Origin of the sequence: Mycobacterium sp. DL99 (assembly GCF_004762045.1) — a bacterium.
Classification (GTDB): Bacteria; Actinomycetota; Actinomycetes; order Mycobacteriales; family Mycobacteriaceae; genus Mycobacterium.
Genome location: NZ_SJOM01000007.1, coordinates 752238 through 768448, shown reverse-complemented (window position 1 = coordinate 768448; position 16211 = coordinate 752238). Strand labels below are relative to the sequence as shown.

At 66.0% G+C, this 16211-nt stretch carries 12 protein-coding genes; 6 read left to right on the top strand and 6 right to left on the bottom strand.

Going from position 1 to position 16211, the window contains the following annotated elements:
• The first annotated feature begins 27 nt into the window (after nucleotides 1–27).
• The gene (locus EYZ64_RS03810) at nucleotides 28–3027 is read left to right on the top strand and encodes a heterodisulfide reductase-related iron-sulfur binding cluster (protein ID WP_286174605.1); all 3000 of its coding nucleotides are present in this window, start codon (nucleotides 28–30) and stop codon (nucleotides 3025–3027) included.
• A 63-nt stretch (nucleotides 3028–3090) separates the two neighbouring features.
• Here the strand turns inward: EYZ64_RS03810 and EYZ64_RS03805 are convergent, their stop codons facing one another.
• A complete protein-coding gene (locus EYZ64_RS03805; protein ID WP_135451939.1) occupies nucleotides 3091–3333 on the bottom strand; it encodes a hypothetical protein in 243 nt (80 codons plus the stop codon).
• Between the two features lie 236 nt (nucleotides 3334–3569).
• Between EYZ64_RS03805 and EYZ64_RS03800 the strand changes: the two genes are divergently transcribed.
• Nucleotides 3570–4859, top strand: a complete 1290-nt coding sequence (locus EYZ64_RS03800; protein WP_167857696.1) for a pyridoxal phosphate-dependent aminotransferase — start codon at nucleotides 3570–3572, stop codon at nucleotides 4857–4859.
• A gap of 6 nt (nucleotides 4860–4865) precedes the next feature.
• On the opposite strand, the gene EYZ64_RS03795 is transcribed toward EYZ64_RS03800, so the two are convergent.
• Nucleotides 4866–5429 (bottom strand): hypothetical protein, encoded by a 564-nt coding sequence (locus tag EYZ64_RS03795; protein ID WP_135451935.1) that lies wholly within the window; start codon nucleotides 5427–5429, stop codon nucleotides 4866–4868.
• Between the two features lie 134 nt (nucleotides 5430–5563).
• Here EYZ64_RS03795 and EYZ64_RS03790 point away from each other — a divergent pair, with 134 nt between their 5' ends.
• A complete protein-coding gene (locus EYZ64_RS03790) occupies nucleotides 5564–6784 on the top strand; it encodes a YibE/F family protein (protein WP_135451934.1) in 1221 nt (406 codons plus the stop codon).
• A gap of 2 nt (nucleotides 6785–6786) precedes the next feature.
• Here EYZ64_RS03790 and EYZ64_RS03785 read toward each other — a convergent pair whose 3' ends face one another.
• From EYZ64_RS03785 to EYZ64_RS03770, 4 genes are read right to left on the bottom strand one after another with little or no spacing between them, the layout of a single operon-like run.
• Nucleotides 6787–7155: a nuclear transport factor 2 family protein gene (locus EYZ64_RS03785; RefSeq protein ID WP_135451932.1), complete on the bottom strand. Its 369-nt coding sequence runs from the start codon at nucleotides 7153–7155 to the stop codon at nucleotides 6787–6789.
• An 18-nt stretch (nucleotides 7156–7173) separates the two neighbouring features.
• Nucleotides 7174–7926 carry a maleylpyruvate isomerase family mycothiol-dependent enzyme gene (locus tag EYZ64_RS03780; protein WP_135451930.1) on the bottom strand — a complete coding sequence of 251 codons (753 nt, stop codon included), beginning with the start codon at nucleotides 7924–7926 and terminating at the stop codon, nucleotides 7174–7176.
• Between the two features lies 1 nt (nucleotide 7927).
• Nucleotides 7928–9241, bottom strand: a complete 1314-nt coding sequence (locus EYZ64_RS03775) for a cytochrome P450 (protein WP_167857695.1) — start codon at nucleotides 9239–9241, stop codon at nucleotides 7928–7930.
• Between the two features lie 38 nt (nucleotides 9242–9279).
• Complete coding sequence (locus EYZ64_RS03770) at nucleotides 9280–10611, bottom strand: UDP-glucose dehydrogenase family protein (RefSeq protein ID WP_135451928.1); 1332 nt, start codon at nucleotides 10609–10611, stop codon at nucleotides 9280–9282.
• Between the two features lie 152 nt (nucleotides 10612–10763).
• Between EYZ64_RS03770 and EYZ64_RS03765 the strand changes: the two genes are divergently transcribed.
• Genes EYZ64_RS03765 through EYZ64_RS03755 form a run of 3 tightly spaced genes read left to right on the top strand, consistent with a single transcriptional unit; the run spans nucleotide 10764 to nucleotide 16208 of the window.
• Complete coding sequence (locus EYZ64_RS03765; protein WP_135451925.1) at nucleotides 10764–12431, top strand: alkyl sulfatase dimerization domain-containing protein; 1668 nt, start codon at nucleotides 10764–10766, stop codon at nucleotides 12429–12431.
• Between the two features lie 18 nt (nucleotides 12432–12449).
• The gene (locus EYZ64_RS03760; RefSeq protein ID WP_135451924.1) at nucleotides 12450–13823 is read left to right on the top strand and encodes a sulfatase-like hydrolase/transferase; all 1374 of its coding nucleotides are present in this window, start codon (nucleotides 12450–12452) and stop codon (nucleotides 13821–13823) included.
• A 36-nt stretch (nucleotides 13824–13859) separates the two neighbouring features.
• A complete protein-coding gene (locus EYZ64_RS03755; protein ID WP_135451922.1) occupies nucleotides 13860–16208 on the top strand; it encodes an arylsulfatase in 2349 nt (782 codons plus the stop codon).
• Nucleotides 16209–16211 lie beyond the last annotated feature (3 nt).

The following is a 16211-nucleotide window of genomic DNA, read 5'->3' as shown; positions in this document are numbered from 1 at the left end:
GGTAACTCGCGAAATGGAGGCGTTTCTGTGGGGAGTCTCGAACACACCCTGACTCTGTCACGGCTGATTATCGGTGTGCTCGCCACGCTCGTCGTTTTGGCGTTCGCCGCCAAGCGCGTGCTGTGGCTGACCAAGCTGATCAGCTCGGGACAGAAGGTCGGCGACGAGCGTGGCCGCAAGGACCATCTGGTCCAGCGCTTCCTGAACCAGAACAAGGAAGTCTTCGCGCAGTCGAAGCTTCTGAAGTGGTCGATCCCCGGTATCGCGCACTTCTTCACCATGTGGGGCTTCTTCGTCCTCGCCACGGTGTACCTCGAGGCCTACGGGGTGCTGTTCAACCCCGAGTTCCACATCCCGTTCGTCGGCCGCTGGGCGGTGCTGGGCTTCCTTCAGGACTTCTTCGCCGTCGCCGTGCTGGCCGGCATCATCGTCTTCGCGATCATCCGTATCCGTAAGAACCCCGAGCAACTGGGCCGCGAGTCCCGCTTCTACGGCTCGCACAACGGCGGCGCCTGGACGATCCTCATCATGATCTTCCTGGTCATCGCGACCTACGCGGTGTTCCGTGGTGCGGCCGTCAACGTGCTGGGCGAGAACTTCCCCTACCAGTCCGGCGCCTTCTTCTCCGACGGCATGGCCGCGCTGCTGGCTCCGCTGGGCCACACCGCCAACGTCTGGCTGGAGAGCCTGGCACTGCTCGCCCACCTCGGCGTCATGCTGGCCTTCCTGCTGATCGTGCTGCACTCCAAGCACCTTCACATCGGCCTGGCCCCGATCAACGTCACCTTCAAGCGTCTGCCCGACGGCCTCGGCCCGCTGCTGCCGATGGAGTACAAGGGCGAGAAGATCGACTTCGAGGATCCCGCTGAAGACGCGGTGTTCGGCAAGGGCCGCATCGAGGACTTCACCTGGAAGGCCAACCTCGACATGGCGACCTGTACCGAGTGCGGTCGCTGCCAGTCGCAGTGCCCGGCCTGGAACACGGGTAAGCCGCTGTCTCCCAAGCTCGTGATGATGAACCTGCGCGATCACCTGTTCGCCAAGGCTCCCTACATCATCGAGGGCAAGCCGATGCCCGAGGACGGCTCGGTCGACTTCGCCAAGCTGGGCGACAGCCTGCACGGGCACGGCGTGCCCGAAGACGGCTTCGCCCGCATCGAGGGCTCCGGCCCCGAACAGGCGCTGCGCCCGCTGGTCGGCACTGCCGAGCAGGGCGGCGTCATCGACCCCGACGTGCTGTGGTCCTGCACCAACTGCGGTGCCTGCGTCGAGCAGTGCCCGGTGGACATCGAGCACATCGACCACATCGTCGACATGCGCCGCTACCAGGTCATGGTCGAGTCGGAGTTCCCCGGTGAGCTCGGCGTGCTGTTCAAGAACCTGGAGCTCAAGGGCAACCCCTGGGGCCAGAACGCCAAGGACCGCACCAACTGGATCGACGAGGTCGACTTCGACGTGCCGGTCTACGGCGAGGACGTCGAGAGCTTCGACGGCTTCGAGTACCTGTTCTGGGTCGGCTGCGCCGGCGCCTACGAGGATCGCGCCAAGAAGACCACCAAGGCCGTCGCCGAACTGCTCGCCGCCTCCGGCGTGAAGTTCCTGGTCCTGGGCACCGGTGAGACCTGCACGGGTGACTCGGCTCGCCGCTCCGGCAACGAGTTCCTGTTCCAGCAGCTGGCCGCGCAGAACGTCGAGACCATCAACGAGCTGTTCGAGGGTGTCGAGACGGTCGACCGCAAGATCGTGGTGACCTGCCCGCACTGCTTCAACACCATCGGTCGCGAGTACCCGCAGCTTGGCGCCAACTACACCGTGGTGCACCACACGCAGCTGCTCAACCGTCTGGTCCGGGATAAGAAGCTCGTGCCGGTCAAGTCCACCGGTGGCCCCGAGGTCACCTACCACGACCCGTGCTTCCTGGGCCGCCACAACAAGGTCTACGAGGCTCCGCGTGAGCTGGTCGAGGCCTCCGGCGTGACGCTGAAGGAAATGCCCCGCCACGCCGACCGCGGCCTGTGCTGTGGTGCCGGTGGCGCGCGCATGTGGATGGAAGAGCACATCGGTAAGCGCGTCAACGTGGAGCGCACCGAAGAGGCGATGGACACCGCCTCGACCATCGCGACCGGCTGCCCGTTCTGCCGCGTGATGATCACCGACGGTGTCGACGACGTGGCCGCTGCCCGCAATGTCGAGAAGGCCGAAGTGCTCGACGTGGCCCAGCTGCTGTTGAACTCGCTGGACAAGAGCGCCATCAAGCTGCCCGAGAAGGGCACGGCGGCAAAGGAATCCGAGAAGCGGGCCGAGGCACGCGCCGAAGCGGAGGCCAAGGCCGAAGCTGCGGCACCGGCACCCGCGGTCGCCGAGGAAGCCGCCCCGGCGGCTGAGGCGGCACCTGCTGCCTCAGCATCGGTAGCGACTGCCACCAAGCCGGTCACCGGGTTGGGTATGGCTGGTGCCGCGAAGCGTCCGGGTGCGAAGAAGGCTGCGGCTCCGGCCGCTTCGGCTGCCCCGGCTGCCGAAGCACCTGCCGCTCCGGCTGCCCCGGTCAAGGGTCTGGGCATCGCTGGTGGCGCGAAGCGTCCGGGCGCCAAGAAGACTGCTGCTCCGGCCGCGTCGGCCGCTCCCGCTCCCGCCGCTGAAGCTCCCGCCGCCCCGGCTGCGCCTGCGGCCCCGGTGAAGGGTCTGGGCATGGCGACCGGCGCGAAGCGTCCGGGTGCCAAGAAGGCAGCTGCTCCGGCGGCACCGACCGCCGCTGCGGCTCCGGCTGCTGAAGCTCCCGCCGCACCGGCAGAACCGGCCAAGCCGGAACCGCCGGTCGTGGGCCTGGGCATCGCCGCGGGCGCCCGTCGTCCGGGGGCCAAGAAGGCCGCCCAGGCTGCGCCCGCAGCTCCGGCCGCCCCGGCGGCACCTGCTGCCGAGCCGACGCCGGAACCGGCAGCGGAGACGCCCGCCGAGCCTGCCAAGCCGGAACCTCCGGTCGTCGGCCTGGGCATGAAGGCCGGCGTCAAGCGTCCCGGTAAGCGCTGAGCACGTCCCTAACGCACCGAACGGCCATCTCCATCACGGAGGTGGCCGTTCGGCGTATCGGGATCAGCTCTTGGCGCCGTAGGGCGGGGCCTTCACCGGAGGCACGGCGACCACCGGGGCGATCGTGCCGGTGTAGGTGACGGTCGTGGTCTCACCGAGGGTCATCGATCCGCCGGAGACGACGGTTGCCGGACCTTCCGGTGCGCCGCCAAACGTCGCGGCAATGACTCCCATTGCGACGACGGCGCTGCCGCCGACTACCGCGGCGAGCGTCTGGACCCGGATGTTGCCGCTGATTCGTGCCATGTGGACTGCCAATCGTGTCGGAGGATTGCGGCACGAAACATCCCCTGACCTGGGGAAATCAAGCGCCGTTTGCGTTGCAGCCATGGTTTCGTAGCTTTTTGGCCCACGCGTGGCCACCCAAGCGAACCCACAGCGGGTTGCCATTCGAATGGCAGGTGCGCCCACAGATCATGTGCTCTGGCAACTCGAACGGCTGTGGCGGTGGCCACCTACTGGTTCGGCAAATTCCAAATTCAGTGGACGGTGATGAGACCATGGTGAGCGTGACTACCCATCAGTTGCCGTGGCAGACCGGTCAGCACCCGAAGCCGCGTACGTTCGCCCAGTCCACGAAGCTGCAGGACGTCCTGTACGAGATCCGTGGACCGGTACACGAACATGCCTCACGGCTGGAGGCTGAAGGTCACCGCATCCTCAAGCTCAACATCGGCAACCCCGCGCCGTTCGGCTTCGAGGCACCCGACGTGATCATGCGCGACATGATCCAGGCGCTGCCGAACGCGCAGGGCTATTCCGACTCCAAGGGCATCGCCAGCGCGCGCCGCGCGGTATTCACCCGGTACGAACTGGTCGAGGGTTTCCCCCGGTTCGACATCGACGACGTGTATCTGGGCAATGGCGTCTCCGAGCTCATCACCATGACCCTGCAGGCGCTGCTCGACAACGGTGATCAGGTGCTCATCCCGGCACCGGACTACCCGCTGTGGACAGCCTCGACCGCACTGGCCGGTGGCACCCCGGTGCACTACATGTGCGACGAGACCCAGGGCTGGAATCCCGATGTCGCCGACATCGAGTCAAAGATCACCGAGCGCACCAAGGCGCTCGTCGTGATCAACCCGAACAACCCCACGGGTGCGGTGTACAGCCGCGAAACCCTGGAGCAGATGGTCGAGTTGGCCCGCAAGCATCAGCTCTTGCTGTTGGCCGACGAGATCTACGACAAGATCCTGTACGACGACGCCAAGCACATCTCGCTGGCCACGCTGGCCCCCGACCTGCTGACCCTCACCTTCAACGGGCTTTCCAAGGCCTACCGCGTGGCCGGCTACCGCTCGGGCTGGCTGGTCATCACCGGCCCCAAGGAGCACGCGAGCAGCTTCATCGAGGGCATCAGCCTGCTGTCGAACATGCGGTTGTGTCCGAATGTGCCTGCGCAACACGCGATTCAGGTCGCCTTGGGCGGTCATCAGAGCATCGACGATCTGGTGTTGCCGGGCGGGCGGCTGCTCGAGCAGCGCGACATCGCCTGGACCAAGCTCAACGAGATCCCCGGGGTTTCCTGCGTGAAACCGGCCGGTGCGCTGTACGCGTTCCCGCGCCTGGATCCCGAAGTGCACGACATCCACGATGACGAGCAACTGGTGCTCGATCTGCTGTTGCAGGAGAAGATCCTGCTGACGCAGGGCACCGGATTCAACTGGCCCACACCGGATCACCTGCGTATCGTCACCCTGCCGTGGTCGCGGGACCTGGCCCACGCGATCGAGCGGCTGGGCAACTTCCTGGCCAGTTACCGCCAGTAAGGCCCACTACCACCCGTTGTTGCGCAGTCCGCACATCCACCATCCGTCACCGAGATCGACGGGATTGGTGCAGATGTCGCCGTAAAGGTCGGCGCCTTCAGGGGATTCGTTCGGGTCGTACAGATAGCCGCCCGCATCGTCGGGAATCCCGATCCATTGCGGAAAGAAGCGGCTACCCCCTCGATTGGACACTCTCCCCTCAGCCACGAGGAACCGTAACGCCCAAGGCAATTCGTTGCCGTAATACGCCGCCCCGGGATCGGTTTCGAGTGCCCGCTCGAACAACGGCCGGTGCATCGAAAACCAGGTTCGCGGTGCCACCATCCATGTCGAGTTCACCACTACGGTGACGACAACCAGTACCGGCACCACCGTCGCGAGAACTACCCAGCGGCGGCCTCTGGTCGCCGCGACAACCACCGCCACCAGCCCAAACACATACAGCGCGCCCATGAGTGGGATCATCAGGATGTCGAAGATCCACCACGAGGTGTGCGACCAGTGCCACCAGAACCCGACCAGCCAGCACGCCAGACCGCCCCAGAGCAACCACACCCACCACCTACCCACTCGCTGAGTATCGCTGCCGCACGCGCGTAGGCCCGCGTATGTAGCGTGGTGGCGGAAAATCGCGCCAGATCCCGCCACTGCGTTACGCACGCGGAGGCCAGGAACCCGACAGCCACCCGCTCTAGGCTGTCCGGGTGGCGCACACGCATTCCCACTCCCATTCGCTGGCCGGCCCGTCTCCGCTGGGCCCGTTGGCCGCACGCATCGTCGTCGGCCTGTTGGTGGCCATCGGGCTCGCGGTCCTCATCGGCGCGGCCGTGCTGTGGCCCAGCCACCAGAGGGTCGACATCCCCCTGCCGTTCCAGAACGCCGCGGGCGGAGCCGTCACCACCGAGGCCGGGCACGTGGTGTCCAGCACCCTGGCCGATTGCGGCAGCCCGTCGGCCGGAGGTGTGCTGACGGCCAAGCCGCAGCCCGCCGAGCCGGGTGCCGGCACGTGTGTGCAGAACCTGGTCGCCATCGATTCCGGCCCGAACAAGGGCGCCAAGACGTTGCTGGAGTTCACCACCGGGCCCGGGCAGCCGAATCTTGTTGCCGGAGACAATATCCGGGTGAGCCGGCAGGTCGATGCCGCCGGTACGACGAGCTACGCATTCTTCGACTACGAGCGCACCTGGCCGTTGATCGCGCTGGCCGCGGCGTTCACCGTGGTGATCGTGGCGGTGGCACGCTGGCGGGGCCTGCGTGCGATCATCGGCATCGTCGTGGCGTTCGCGGTGCTGATGCTCTTCCTGTTGCCCGCGCTGCGCGACGGTGCCCCGGCGGTCCCGGTGTCGCTGGTGGCCTCGGCGGCCATTCTCTACGCGGTGATCTATCTGGCCCACGGTGTCAGCCTGCGCACCAGCGCGGCCCTGCTGGGCACCCTGACCTCACTGCTGTTGGCGGCCATATTGTCCTGGGCGGCAATCGAACTGGCTCACTTGACGGGGTTGTCCGAAGACCAGAACAACGAGGTCGCGGCGTATCTGGGCAACGTGTCGATCACCGGCCTGCTGCTGGCCGGGTTCATCATCGGCTCACTGGGCGTGCTCAATGACGTGACCATCACCCAGGCCTCGGCGGTGTTCGAGCTCGCCGAGCACGGCGGCACCAGGCGCTCGGTCTTCGCCGGTGCCATGCGGGTGGGCAGCGACCACATCGCCAGCACGGTCTACACCCTGGTGCTGGCCTATGCCGGCAGCGCGTTGCCGCTGCTGCTGTTGTTCAGCGTGGCCAACCGGTCATTGGCCGACGTGCTGACGGGTGAGAGCGTGGCCATCGAGATCGCCCGTTCCGCGGTCGGCGGTATTGCCCTGGCCCTGTCGGTCCCGTTGACGACGGCGATCGCGGCGGTGCTGGCGACGCCGACGAAATAGTGTCAGCCGGCGAGATCCTTCTCGGTGAGCTCGGTGGCGGCCAGAGCGGCAGCCAGGGTGTCATGGCGGAACACCGAGGTGACGTGGTCGTGCACCACCCGGAAGGCAGCGGCTCCGGCGTGAGCCGTCCCGTCAGAGGCCCGGACGGTCTGCTCGACGACGACCACACCGTCGTGCACGAACATCCGTCCCGGCGTGACGGTGTCGCCGACAGATGCGGCCCAGTCGCTCAGTGCGGCATGCCCCTGGGTGGCCCCGTTGGCATCGCCCAACTCGATGTCATCGCTGGACAGCGCGGTCAGGGTGTCGATGTCCTTGTCGTTCAGCGCGTCATGCCAGGCCAGAACCGTGGCGATCTCGGATGTGGTCATGAACGAAACGTACGCCACTCAGAACGGTGTGCGGTCGAGCCAGGCGTCCCAAGTTGCGGTGTCGCCGAACACCTCGAGCCCGAGTTCGGCCGCGGTCCGCCGGCGCGTGACGGCCAACAGCAGGTCGTTGGCCGGCCCGCGCAGCGCGACGGTGCCCTTGCCGTGGCTGTGTGACCACCCGAGGCCGTCTTCGTCGTGCTCCACCGTCCATTCGCCGGTGGGGCCCAGACCGTCGTCGGTGGCATGCAGGTGGATGCTGGCGCCGAACGCGAGCGGTTCGCCGTGCCGCTTTTTGGCCATACCGGTGGAGATCTCGAGCCACTCGCTGACCGCGTCGGCGGCGAGGTCGGCCGGCAGGACGAACGTGGTTCCCACGGCCAGCGCGGCGTCGGCGTGGTGAACCGCCACCTCGTGTACGCGTCGCCGGATCCACCAACCCCCGGGTTTGGGGCCCAGGAACGTCCACACCCTGGTGTCGGTGCCGACCTGGTCGACGGCCTTGAGGATCTGGGTCGCACCCGCATTGAGCCACTCGAGCGCGGCGTCGGGATCATCGGGCGGCCTGCCCTCGTGAACCTCGCGCGGATCGAGGGCCGACACCCGGCGCTCGGAGATAATCTGTGCCGCCCAACGGTTTCCGCGCCCGACGTGGCGGAACAGTTGCTTGATTGTCCAGTCCGGGCACGTCGGCACCGGTGTATCGGGATCGCTGGAGGCGATCAGCTCCCCGAAGCTCCGGGTCTGGTCGAGGAGTGCTGTGTGGAAGTCCACGTCACGAACTTACCGCTGTGCGTGCCTTCCCGAGCGCGATCGGCAGAGTCGACCAGCCGCGCAGGATGCGGGTCTCGCGACGGCTGCCTTCGCCGGCCGCCCGGGCATCGGGGAACCGGTCGAAGAAGGTCTGCAGGCCGACCTGACCTTCGGCCCGGGCGAGGGCCGCGCCGAGGCAGAAGTGCCGGCCGCCGGAGAACGACAGGTGCCGTCCGGCGTTGTCCCGTTCGATGTCGAAGCGGTGCGGATCGGTGAACACCGCGGGGTCTCGATTGGCCCCGGCCAGATGGATGATGACGAGTTCTCCGGCCTGCACCGGGGTTCCGGCCACTTCGGTGTCGCGGAGGGCTACCCGCGCGCTCATCAACACCGGTGAGTCCAGTCGCAGGATCTCCTCCACCGTGTTCGGCCACAGCTCGGGCCGCGTCGCCAGGGTCTGCAGGTGTTCGGGATGGTCGAGCAGCATGCGGATGCCGTTGCCCAACAGGTTGACCGTGGTCTCGAATCCGGCCGCCAGCACGAGCCCGGCCAGGGCCCGCAGTTCCGACTCGTTGAGCGGTTCCCCGGCCGCACCGGCGTCGGAGGCCTGGATGATCTGGCTGAGCAGGTCCTCACCGGGGTTGCGCCGCAGTTGACGCAGGTGACCGGTCAGCCAGGTCTCGAATCCGTGGATACCGGAGTTCACCTCCTGGTACTGCCGCCAAGTCAATCCGATGTCCAGGCTGGGCGCGCCGAGCTCACCGAAGCGCAGGATCTGGGACCGGTCGGCGTCGGGCACACCGAGGATGTCGCTGATCACGGCGACCGGCAGCTGTGCGCAGTACCGGTCGACGATCTCGACCACGCCGTCGTCGTCCATCGAGTCCAGCAGTTCGTTGGCCGTTTCCTGGACCCGTTCGCGCAGCCGGGCGACGGCGCGGGTGGTGAACACCGAGGAGACGAGCTTGCGGTAGCGGGTGTGATCGGGCGGTTCCACGGCCAGCAGCGACGGGGGCAGCAGCGGGTGCAGCGACCCGTTGTCGGTCTTGTCGGCGACCCAGCGCAGCGGCTTCGGCAGGTTGCCGCCGAGCCGCGAAACCCGGAAGTCATCGGAGCGCAGCAGCTCGGTGGCCACGTCGTGGTTGAAGGTCATCAAGATGGCGCGGCCGCGCACAATCGATCCGCGACGGCGCATTTCGTCGGCGAAGGGTGCCGGGTCGGCCCGCACCGCGGGGTCGGCGATGAGCCGAGCCTGCGGATCCCCATGACGCATCCCATACGCAGAGATGCCTCGAACCACCCCGTGCAGGGCCATCCACCGGATTCGTTCCCGCATGGCCCGAGCCTACGACTGCGGAATTTGTTCTACAAGCGTCAAACAGTGGCGACTGGACGGCCCAGCGCGTACACGCGCCATCCGGCGTCCCGCCACCGCTGCGCGTCCAGGCAATTGCGGCCGTCCACAACGACTTTGACGCGCACCGTGTCGGCCAGCTCGGCCGGGTCCAGGTCGACGAACTCGGCCCACTCGGTGAGCACCAGCACCGCGTCGGCCCGATCGCAGGCTTCGATGACCGAGGTGGAGTAGTTCAACGTGGGGAACACCCGCTGCGAGTTGTCCATCGCCTTGGGGTCATACACGTTGACCGCAGCGCCGTTGAGCTGCAGCATGCCGGCGACGTTGAGTGCGGGCGAGTCGCGCACATCGTCGGATTCGGGCTTGAACGCCGCGCCCAGCACCGCGATGTTGGCGCCCAGCAGCGAACCACTGCAGGCCCGGGTGGTCAGTTCCACCATGGCGGTGCGGCGGCGCATGTTGATGCTGTCGACCTCACGCAGGAAGGTCAGCGCGTGGTTGGCGCCGAGCTCGCCGGCGCGGGCCATGAACGCCCGGATGTCCTTGGGCAGGCAGCCACCGCCAAAGCCCAGACCCGCGTTGAGGAATCGTCGTCCGATACGCGGGTCATAACCCAGCGCGTCGGCCAGCATGGTCACGTCGGCGCCGACGGCTTCACAAACCTCGGAGATCGCGTTGATGAACGAGATCTTGGTGGCCAGGAACGCGTTGGCGGAAACCTTGACCAGCTCGGCGGTCTCCAAGTCGGTGACCAGGAACGGCACCCCGTCTGCGATCAGCGGCGCGTAGAGCTCACGCACAGCCGCCTCGCCCCGCACCGAATCATGCTGCACGCCAACCACAATGCGATCCGGGTGCAGCGTGTCGTGCACGGCGTACCCCTCGCGGAGGAACTCCGGATTCCAGGCCACCTCGACGTCCACATCAGCGGGTGCCAGGCCGCGGGCCCGCTCGGCCAGGTCGGCGGCGGTACCGACCGGGACGGTGGACTTGCCGACGATGACCGCCGACCGGCGCAGCCGTGGCACCAGGGTGTCGATGACGGCGTGCACGTGGCGCAGATCGGCGCTGTATTCGCCCTTCTTCTGCGGGGTGCCGACGCCGAGGAAGTGCACATCGGCGAAGTCGGCGGCCTCGTCATAGTCGGTGGTGAACCGCAGGCGCCCGGCAGACAGGTTGTCGTTCAACACCTTGCGCAGCCCGGGTTCGTAGAACGGGATGTCACCGGCGGCGAGTTTGGCCACCTTGCCCGGGTCGATGTCGACCCCGATCACCTCGTGGCCGAGCTCGGCCATACCCGCCGCATGTGTCGCGCCCAGATAGCCGGTACCGAAAACGGTGCATCGCATACTGCCTGGATAGGCGGCCAGTATGAGCTAGCTGCTACGCGACACTGAGCGGCAGGCCAACGTCAGGTGACGGTTGATCGCGCATACCGTCCGGGCGGTCGCACGATAAGTTGGGCTCTGACCCCAGAAGCCCCGAAGCAAGGACGTCCGCGATGCCGACCAACCCGTACGACGTTGAACGGTCCTGGCCGGACTACTTTCTGGAGCACCGCCGCAGAACCGTCGACCAGGCAGGAACGTATTCGTGCGGAGACCTGCCGGTGTGGACGGTGTACTGCCCGGGCGGATCACTGGGCAACAGCACCATCATCGAAGGCGACGACGGTCTCATCGTCTACGACACGGGCGTCAACCTGGAGTCCGGAACGGTGATCGCCGCCGAGATCAAGAAGATCTCGGACAAACCGGTCAAGGCTGTCTTCTATTCACACCACCACACCGACCACTACAACGGCACCACAGCCATCGTCGACCCGGCCGACGTGGCGTCCGGCGCCGTCCCGATTTACGCGTGGGCGAACTTCGAGGAAGAAAAGCGAGCCGAGTTCGGCGAGATCGCCGTGCGCCAGGCGATGGGTGCCGCCTATTACGGCGGGATGCTCCTGGGTCCCGAAGAGCGCCACCACCACGGCATCGGACTGGTCCCCCGCGGCGGCGAGACCGGCTACCTGCCGCCCACCCGGCTGCTCTCCGGTGACACCACGCTGACCATCGCCGGCATCACCCTCGAGATCTTCTACACCGGTGGGGAGGCGATTTCCGAATTCGGCATCCACATCCCCGCCTTCGACCTGGTCATCATCGCCGACGAATTCTTCACCGGGTTGCCCAACATGCACACGATCCGTGGATCCAAACCGCGCATCCCGAACAACTACCTCGGCGCACTCGACCGCGTCCTGGACCTCGAGCCGCAGTGGCTGCTTGGTTCGCACATCATGCCGATCGAAGGCCGGCAGAACATCATCGACACCGTCACGCGGTATCGCGATGCCACGCAATGGATGTGGGACCAGTCGATCCGGCTCATCAACAAGGGCTATACACCGACCGAGCTGCAGCGTGCCCTGAAAGACATTCCCGTCGACGTGTACGACCCGCCCTACACGGTGCCGATGTACGGCACGCCGTTCACCACGGTGCCCGAGTTCTTCACCGGCTGGGTCAGCTGGTTCAGCGGCGATGCCACCGATCTCTACCCCAGCGTGCCCGCAGTCAAAGCCGCCCGGTTCGTCGAGCTGATGGGCGGCGCCGACGCGGCGCTGGATGCGGCCAAATCCGCCCACGCCGACGGCGATCACCAGTTCGCGGCCGAACTGGCGCAACTCGTCGTGCGCGCCGCCCCCGACAACGACGATGCGAAACTAGTCAAGGCGGCCGCCCTCCGCGCTCGCGGATACCAGGAAATCAATCCGATCGCCCGGTCCTGGTACCTCACCGGGGCGCTCGAACTCGAAGGCAGCCTCGATCTCGACGCGGTGCTTTCCCAGACGATGCACGTGATGGGGACGCCCACGGCCGGCGAACAGATCCGCGGTTGGCGCTACCACGTCGACACCGACAAAGCGGCCGGCGCAAACCTGATCATCGGGATCAAACTCAGCGACATCGGTGAGGATTTCACTGTCCGGGTCCGTAACCGCGTCCTGATCGTCGATGACGGTATCGCCGACGACACGCAGGCCGTCGTCTCGACGACGTCCGACAAGCTCACGATCGACACTGCGCCCGAGACGCTGTCGGGAGACCCAGCCGCCTACGAGTCACTGCTCGGCATCCTCGACCTCGGTGTCACAGCCTTCAACATGCATCAGCGTTGAGATAAAGGGGCGTCCGGAATGACAGGTGCACCGAACATTCTGTTCTTTCACGTGGACAACCTCGGGTTCGGCGAGCTCAGTTGCTATTCGGGCGGCCCGTTTCGTGGCGCACTGACGAAGCGGATCGACGATTTCGCGAGGGAAGGGCTTCGCCTCACCAACTACTGCCCGGAGTCGCAGTGCACCCCCACCCGGTCGGCGTTGCTGACCGGACGGCACGCGATTCGGTCCGGAACCCACAGCGTTCCCCTCGGTGTCCCCGGCCCGTGGGGGCTGGTCGCGTGGGAGCGAACACTGGGTGACCTGTTGTCGGCACAGGGCTACACGTGCGCCGTCTTCGGGAAGTGGCACGTCGGCGAGGGGGCTGGGCGTTGGCCGACAGACAAGGGATTCGACGAATGGTACGGGCCGCCCCGCACCTACGATGAGGCGCTGTGGCCGACGGACCCGTGGTATGACCCGGCCCGCGATCCGGTCAGCCGGATGTTGGAGATCCGCCGTGGCCAGCCTGACGTCACCGAGCTCGACCAGCTGACACTGGAGGTTCGGCGGGACTGCGACATCGAGTATCTGCACCGCGCCGAGACGTTCATCCGCCGGGCGAAGAACGCTGACACGCCGTTCTTCCTGTACTTCAATCACTCCTTGCTGCACATGCCGGTGATTCCGCGTGAAGAGTTCAAAGGTCGGACACAGCAAGGCGATTGGGCGGACAGCCTGTTGGAACTGGACACCGATTTCGGCGCGGTGCTGCGCCTGCTCGACGATTTAGAATTGGCCGACAACACCTTGGTGGTGTTCGCCGGCGACAACGGCCCGGAGGATGTGCTGTTGTGGCGCGGGTCGCCCGGCTTCTGGGAAGGCTCCTACTTCGCCGGGGGCGAGGGCAACCTTCGCACGCCCTGCATCGTCCGGTGGCCCGGGCGGGTTCCGAACGGCGGCACCAGCGACGAGATCATGCATGTCACCGACTGGTTCACCACGATCCTGCGGGCCGCCGGCGCCCCGATACCCGATGACCGCGTGATCGATGGAGTCGATCAGCTGGACTGGCTCACCGGCGCCACGACGAAGTCGAACCGCGATGGCTACATCTACTGGATGGGTCCGGAGATGTACGGCGCGCGCTGGCGAAACTTCAAACTCGTTCTCGTCGAACAGAAGTACATGTCCGACGCGGCCGCCAGACTCCCCACTCCGCGCCTGATCAACCTCACGACCGATCCACACGAGCGAGAACGTGTCAGCCTGCCACATCTGCACACCTGGGCTGCCTATCACTTCTCGGCCTTGACAACCGCGTTCGAGGCCAGTGTTCGGCGCGAGGCGCTCATCCCGATGGGCGCCTCGCTGGAGCATGTTCCCGTCCACGCCGCCGATACCGATTTCTGATGTGATGGGGTTCGGACCGACTTGAGGGAGGCAACGATGGCAACCGCCAACGGCAACGGCACGTTCAAAGGCACGATCAAGCTCGACATCCGAGACTCCGTTCCGGACTGGAGTGCATTCACCGCCAAACCGGCCCCCGTGGACGCGCCCAACGTGCTCGTGGTGCTTTACGACGACACCGGCATGGCCGCTTGGTCGCCGTACGGCGGGCGGATCAACATGCCGACCATGGACCGGTTGGCCGCCAACGGATTGACCTACAGTCAGTGGCACACCACGGCCCTGTGTTCACCGACGCGGTCGACGTTCTTGACGGGTCGCAACCATCATCTCAACGGTTTCGCGTCGATCTCGGAGACGGCCATGGGCTTCCCGGGCTACTGCTCGCACATCCCGCCGCAGAACGCCACCATGGCCACCGTGCTGCGTGACGCAGGCTGGGGCACCTACTGGGTGGGCAAGAACCACAATGTCCCGATCGACGCCTGGACCGCTGGAGCCTCGAAGAAGGAATGGCCGCTGGCGAAGGGCTACGACCGCTTCTACGGTTTCGTCGGCGGTGAGACCAACAGCTGGTTCCCGTCGCTGGCCGAGGACAATCACTACATCGACCAGCCGTACGGACCCGAAGACGGCTACCACCTCTCGAAAGACCTCGCCGACAAAGCCATTGGGTTCCTCCGGGATTCGCGTCAGACCGAGCCCGACAAACCGTGGTATTTGTGGTTCTGCCCGGGCGCCAACCATGCCCCGCACCATGCGCCGAAGGAGTACATCGACAGGTACAAGGGCGCGTTCGACGATGGTTACGAGGCCTACCGGGAGTGGGTGCTGCCCCGGATGATCGAGCGCGGCATCCTTCCGGAGGACACCGAGCTGACGCCGATCAACCCGATGACACCTGGAACATTCGCCGAGGCAGACACCGTGCGCCCATGGGACACGCTCAGCGACGACGAGAAGCGGCTGTTCGCCCGGATGGCCGAGGTGTTCGCCGGTATGTCGGAGTACACGGACGCCCAGGTCGGCCGGATCGTCGACTACCTCGAAGAATCCGGCCAGCTGGACAACACGCTGATCATCTACGCCGCCGACAACGGCGCCTCGGGGGAGGGTAGCCCCAACGGTTCGGTGAACGAGGGCAAGTTCTTCAACGGCTGGCCCGACGACATCGAGGACAACCTCGCGATGATCGACCAACTCGGCACACCGAACACCTACAACCACTATCCGACGGGGTGGGCGGTCGCGTTCTCGACGCCGTACCGGATGTTCAAGCGCTACACCTACCAGGGTGGTGTGTGCGATCCGCTGGTCATCTCCTGGCCGAAGGGCATCAGGGCGCGCGGCGAGGTGCGCGAGCAGTACCACCACTGCACCGACATCGTGCCCACGATCCTCGACGTATGCGGCGTAGAGATGCCCGAAGTGGTGGACGGCGTTGCACAGCATCCGCTTTCGGGGGTGTCGATGCGGTACTCGTTCGATGACGGCGGTGCCGACACGCACAAGGAAACCCAGTACTACGAGATGATGGGCAGCCGCGGCATCTGGCACCGGGGCTGGAAGGCCGTCACCGAACACGGGCCCATCAGCGGCGTCGGCAACTTCGACAAGGACCGCTGGCAACTGTTCCACACCGACATGGATCGATCCGAGTCCCATGACGTGGCAGACCAGTATCCGGAGAAGGTCAAGGAACTCGTCGATCTGTGGTTCCGCGAAGCCGAAGCCAACAATGTGTTGCCACTCAACGACTTGGCGGCGGCAGGCGATGACCTGGCGGAGTACATGGCGCTGGAGTTCAACGTTCCGGTTCCACCGAGCGGACAGTACATCTACTACCCCGGTACGACACCGATCCCGGAACGATCGGCCGCCAACACCCACGCGGTGTCGTTCAAGGTGCTGGCCGACGTTGTCGTGGAAGCCGGCACCGAGGGAGTTATCTTCGCCCAGGGGTCACGGTTCGGCGGTCAGGCGCTCTACGTCAAGGACGGCAAGGTCCGCTACGTCCACAACTTCCTCGGTATCCCGCCCGCGCAGGTGCTCGAGGCTCCGCTGCCGGCCGCAGGGCGGCATGTCATCGGGGTGGATTTCGCCAAGCAGCGCAGCGGGGAGCACAACGAATCCTATGGCACGGCAACGCTTTACATCGACGAGACCGCGGTGGACAGCAAGGAGATCCGGACGATGACCGGCCACTACGCACTATGCGGCGAAGGCCTGTGCATCGGCTACGACAGTTCCGACCCGGTCACCACCGACTACAGCGGCCGCTTCGACTACACCGGCGGTGAGATCGTCAAAGTGGTGTTCGACGTCGCCGACGACGCCTACATCGACGTCGAGCGGCACTTCGCGGCGGCGATGTCGAGGGACTGACTC